Here is a 2914-nt window from a genome sequence, read left to right as displayed (position 1 = left end):
AGAGGTGTATAAGAGACCGGTCGTGTGGTCCGCGCATCTGATTGCGGCACAGCTGATCTGGTGGGGTGGTGGGGGCGAGGCATCCGACCAGGAAGGGCTGAACGGCGGCAAGGATGGCCGAAGCCGACCCGCGTCACGCGTGGGGCCAGGTGCTTGATCGAGGCCCCGCATGCGGTGACGTGCGGCGCGCAACACGGCGCAGCCGACCGTGAGGACCGGTCGGGCCGACGCCGAGGTCGGCCAGCCGGCGCGGCGTCGAGTCGGCCAGCCGCCTACCCGCGAATGTTGTCCGCGTTGCAGGCAGCTCATGGCGGCGGTCGACCGCGCACGCTCATGCCGAGTTGAGTGCACTTGACCTTCAGCGGGTGGTCGTGCCGATAAGCGGTCAGTAGTCCAGGTAGATCTCAGGTTCGGTGATGCCGCTGTAGATGATGGCGATCTGTTCTTCGGGGCTCCCCAGGAGCCAGGCTTCTCCCCGGTAGACGGCGACCACCGTGTCCGCTTTTCGCCACCAACCGTCCGACACTCCGGCGACTTCCACGAACTCCTCCATGTCGGACAGGTCGATCTCGTCGACGGCCGCCCCACGCACGGTGACACTTTGGGGCGCCCAGTACCGGACCTGGTACGCCAACGCAACCGATTCGACCCAACCCTCGATCGAGCTGTGCAGGATGACCCGATTGGCGCGATCGTCGATGCAGAATTCACTCTCGGGACCGATCATGAACCCGTACCAAGTCGAAACTCGTGGATCGCCCGCATCGAACCACCAGTTGCCCGCGCCGTCCGCCTCCGGCACGTCGCTGCGGAACACCTTCGGGCCGCCCTCGTACCGCGGCGCCGGAGGCAGCAGCCACCCACCCCATTGCGCCTCGTATGCCGTCATCCGTTCGATCACGGAGGGCGGAATGCCATGGTCCGTCCAGTGATTCCGTACGGCCGGGCTCATTTCCGTTTGCAGGCGGTGCCCATGGACGTCAAGGAAAGAACGTGCTCGTCTGGTCAACGCTGGCTGTATGAAGCCTCCACTCTCAAGCGCTGCGACGTGGAGCCACACCACGACTGGTCGTGGCCCCGTCACACCGGTGCACGGTCGTAGCCGAGAAGTGTGCGGCCGATCAAGGTCCGGCGGGTAGGTGCCGTCGCGCCGGCGGCGTCAGGGGATGAGCCGGTCGAGTAGTTCGAACCGCTCGTACGGCTGGTTGTAGTCGCCGAAGTGCCCGTCGTCGCGCACGACCTGAGTGCCGCCGAGCCGCTCGAACATGACGCGTCCTTGTCGGTCGTCGCAGCCGTAGGGATCTTTGCGGGAGTTGATGAAGTAGATGTCCCGCACGTGTGACCGGATCGTGGCCCAGTCGTAGCCCTGTTGGAGGACCGGTTCCTCCTTGGTGTTGGGCGGGGTGCAGTAGCCGGCAACCAGGATTGCCTGGGCGACGGTTACGTCCACATGCTGTAGGAGCGCGAGCAGGAGTGCCGCGCCGCCGGAATGGCCTACGAGGACAGTGTCCTCGTCGAAGCGGTGCCCGTTCAGCATCTTCGGCAGGAACGTAGCGATCGGCTCGACGTTGATGCCCGGGTAATGCGGCACCTCGACGGCGTATCCCCGGGCCGCGAGCCGCCCTGCCAGCCAGGGATACCAGCATATGTCTGGGTTGGCGCCGGTCCCGTGGAAGATGATCGCTCTGCGCTCCACCATGCCCCCTTCGGCTCGACGTTCTGATCAAACCACGCGATCCGCACGAGCGGCTCCCGGCGTGCCGACGCAAGCGCGGCGGAGTCGAGTCGCCCTCAGGTGCCACGGATCGTGGGCGGCTGGCTGCAATGCCGACTTGATGCCCGCTGATTGGGCGCGCACATCTGCCGCCGTCCGGGCGTCACTTGGCGTTTCCTGTGTGGGTGACACTCAACTTCTGTCGGGAACTGTCGGCCGCCGATTGGATCGCCCGTAGCGACTTGCCGTGGCAGCAGCTTGTGGGCCTCGGCCCTGCGGGCTTTGACGCCTACGCGCGGCTTCGGTTCCTGCCCGATCCGACACGCCCCGGCCAAAGCGAGAACGACGTCGACGCGGGCTGGCGCACCGACCAACTGCCCACCCTTTTCGAGGTGCTGGCCGTCCACACCACGACCCCCGAAGACTGCTACTTCTGCGTCTGGGAAGGCTTCGCCGGCGCCGACGTCGCAGCCGACAACGACGCCGTGTACATCGACGAAGGAAACACCGCCGCCCCGCTCGAGCGGCCCGACGGCCACCCGGGCCTGGCGCCCACACCCGCTGCCCCACCATCGATGCCGCAGGTGCCCAAGGTTGTGGTGCCCCACCGCGCGTACTGGTTGTTTCGAGGGCCGTTATCCGACGTCGGCACATGGGACACCGCTGCGGAATGGCCGGGCCAGCGTCGTCTCAGCAACGCCGAGCCGGCGTTCACCTGGCCCGCTGATCACGCCTGGTGCGTGGCCAAGGACGTCGATCCCCACTGGGCCGGGATCGGCGGGACACGGGCGCTGATCACCCAACTCACCACCGACCCACGCCTCGACGTGGTCCCCGCCGACCCCACCCAGGACCAGCCGCTCTACCGATAACAGCCCGTGGCCAATTGACGAGTGCTTTGCGGACCGCTGACGGGGCCTGCCGCCCTCAGGTCGGAACAAGTAGCCGCGATCCCGGCGCCGGCCAGACTCTACTGGTAACGCAGCGTGAGCAGCGGAAGAGAGGCCGCTACGTCCGCAGCCGAAGCGGCAGACAACCCGGCCTGTGTACGTCTGGCGTACCTGGTTCTGCACTGAGCCTTTTCCAAGCTGATCTTGCAGGTCGGAGGGGGTGCGGCAGGCCCGGAGATCGATGAGGGCGAGGCTCCAGGTAAGACAGCAGTCGACCAAGATCCGATGCCCCGACCGGGAGCCTCGCCTG

3 protein-coding genes are annotated in these 2914 nt (G+C 66.7%); 1 reads left to right on the top strand and 2 read right to left on the bottom strand.

Annotated elements, in window-relative coordinates; translation table 11 throughout:
- Window positions 1-385 precede the first annotated feature (385 nt).
- Together C1I95_RS33110 and C1I95_RS33105 are read right to left on the bottom strand one after the other, a co-directional pair.
- Complete coding sequence (locus tag C1I95_RS33110) at window positions 386-901, bottom strand: hypothetical protein (RefSeq protein WP_146605938.1); 516 nt, start codon at window positions 899-901, stop codon at window positions 386-388.
- A 258-nt stretch (window positions 902-1159) separates the two neighbouring features.
- Window positions 1160-1699 (bottom strand): alpha/beta hydrolase, encoded by a 540-nt coding sequence (locus C1I95_RS33105; RefSeq protein WP_199524025.1) that lies wholly within the window; start codon window positions 1697-1699, stop codon window positions 1160-1162.
- 200 nt (window positions 1700-1899) lie between these two features.
- On the opposite strand from C1I95_RS33105, the gene C1I95_RS36040 reads away from it, so the two are divergent.
- A complete protein-coding gene (locus tag C1I95_RS36040) occupies window positions 1900-2586 on the top strand; it encodes a hypothetical protein (protein ID WP_199524024.1) in 687 nt (228 codons plus the stop codon).
- The last annotated feature ends 328 nt before the right edge of the window (window positions 2587-2914 follow it).

The sequence above is a fragment of the Micromonospora craterilacus genome (genome assembly GCF_003236315.1).
GTDB classification, from domain to species: Bacteria; Actinomycetota; Actinomycetes; order Mycobacteriales; family Micromonosporaceae; genus Micromonospora; species Micromonospora craterilacus.
This window is presented reverse-complemented; position numbering and strand designations above follow the sequence as displayed.

Coding starts and splice junctions, on each gene's coding strand:
- C1I95_RS33105 (WP_199524025.1), bottom strand. CDS start 1,699: ATGGTGGAGCGCAGAGCGATCATCTTCCACGGGACCGGCGCCAACCCA.